The 2022-nt window shown below is 67.2% G+C and carries 2 protein-coding genes; both read right to left on the bottom strand.

The window, feature by feature from the left end; genetic code table 11:
• Positions 1-931, bottom strand: a 931-nt coding sequence (locus ACFQXB_RS20275) for a DUF2493 domain-containing protein (RefSeq protein WP_377407010.1), incomplete at its 3' end; no start/stop codon positions are given.
• Positions 932-1298: 367 nt separating this feature from the next.
• Positions 1299-2022: DUF7146 domain-containing protein (locus tag ACFQXB_RS20270; RefSeq protein ID WP_377407009.1), on the bottom strand; the 724-nt coding region annotated here is incomplete at its 5' end.

Below are 2022 nucleotides of genomic sequence, written 5' to 3'. Positions count from 1 at the left end.
ACGCCCCCTTCTCGAACTTCATGACCGGAATACCGAGCTTCTTAGCCTTGTCGGCGAGGTTCTCTTGGATGCCATTGCCCGGGAAGACGAGGACGCCCACGGGCAGCACGTCGAGCATCGCGTCGTTGCGCTTAAAGGGCGCAGCCTTGGCGTGTTTGGTCCAGTCGGGCTTGAAGGCGACCTGCGTCACGCCCCGGGCCTCAGCCCATTTGGCGGCGATGAGCTCTGCGCCTTTCGGGCTTCCCCCGTGCAGAAGGACCATGTCGGGATACTTTGTCCTGACCTGGTCGAGCTTGCCCCAGATCAGGCGGTGATCGTTGAAGTCGGTCCCGCCGGTGAGGGCGACCTTGGGGCCAGCGGGGAGCATCACCTCGGTCTCTGCCCGGCGCTTGGCGGCCAGGAAGTCGCGGCTGTCGATCAGCGCTGCAGTCATGTGCTGGCGGTTCACCATCGAGCCGGTGCGGGGGCGCCAAGTCGATCCCGTGTGATGGACAAACTCGGTCGCGGCGTGATCGCGCATCATGTCCATACAGTTGCGTCGTTCGATCAGGGTCAGGCCTTCGGCCGTCAGGCGCTCGAGCTCGGTGGATTTCACCTCGGAGCCGTCCTGCTCGCGCTGGAGGCGGCGCTGCGCCTGCTCGTTCTCGTCGAGCGAACGCTCGATCCGGGCGGTCGCGCGATGAAAGAGATTGACCTGGCCCCAGAGCACCTCTTCGAGGTCGGGTTCCATGCGGGTGTCTTCCAGGGTCGCGACGAGGGCATCGAAGATGTCGGCGACGGCGACCGCGAGGCGCTGCCCATCGGGCATCGGGCGCGGATCGGGCTCGCCAAAGGGGCGGTAGCCATAGAGCTGCAGCTCGTCGAGCGCATGGGCGGTCTGGGATGCGGTGTGGGCGGGTTCATACGCGTCGTCGTGGGTGTGGATCGTCATCGGTTCTTGCCTCCGGGCCTCAACTCGTCCGCGCGTCATCCCGCGCGGCCTTCATGGGCTGCGAAAGCCGTCACGGGGGACGCCCCTTCACCCCCTTTCGGGGCCGGAACGCATGTGGAGGAGGACGGGGGGCGGCTGATTTGTCTCGCGATGCAAAGCGAGGGCTCGTCCATCGCGGCGGAAATCAGTCGCCCCCCGTCCTTGAAGGGGCGGCCCCTTTGACGGCCGCCTGCCCATCTCTTGAAGGCCGTGTGGGTGACGGGTAGATGAGATTGCCCGGGAAGAGGCGAAGGTGACGGTCCAGAGCCACGACAGGAATGCGGACCCCTGCCCCCGTAGCACCGGACCGCCCCTTGCGCGAAGCTGCTCAGCCTGACAGGCGATGCCGATCCTCTGGCCCGATCTGCCTTGCCAGATGCTGGCGCAGCGCGTCCTTGCCGTTTGCCCGGAGATCATCGTTGAAATCCCCGAGACGCGGCTCCAGCACCCGGACGGCAATCCCGGCATCAAGGGCTCTGGCGCTTAACCTCTCTGCCGCGCGCTGCCCCGCCGGATCGCGGTCAATGGCGATGTAGAGCCGCTGCACCCCCTCCGGCAGCAGGACGGCCCCGAGGTGACTCGACGACAGCGCCGCCCAGACGGGAAGGCCGGGCATTGCTTCGACAAGGGACAGCATGGTCTCGATGCCCTCGCCGACCACGAGGATGTCGTCATGCGGGGTCAGCCTGACGGCATTGCCGAGGAGGTGACCCATGGCACGCCGCTGCGTCTCGACCCGCGCCTTTCCCTGACCGTCAGGCGCAAGCCAGGTGCGATGCACCCCCTGAAGGGCACCAGCCCCATCGGTGACCGCGGCGATCAACGCCGGTCTGGGGGTGCTCCGGGTCTGACCCTCATCCCGATGCCAGCACTTCGGGTGGAAACGAAGGGCACTCATCCTGCCGCCTTGGGTCAGGCCCCGGGAGCGGAGGTAGGTGTCGGCAAGCGTGCCTGCGACCGGCACCGAGGCTGCAAAGAGCCGCACCGCCGCCGCTGGCGTGCCCCCGGGGGTCTTGGCCTTTCTTGGCACTGGCGCATCCGGGAGAACCGGC

It is taken from the genome of Halodurantibacterium daqingense (assembly GCF_042666235.1).
Classification (GTDB): domain Bacteria; phylum Pseudomonadota; class Alphaproteobacteria; order Rhodobacterales; family Rhodobacteraceae; genus Halodurantibacterium; species Halodurantibacterium daqingensis.
This window is presented reverse-complemented; position numbering and strand designations above follow the sequence as displayed.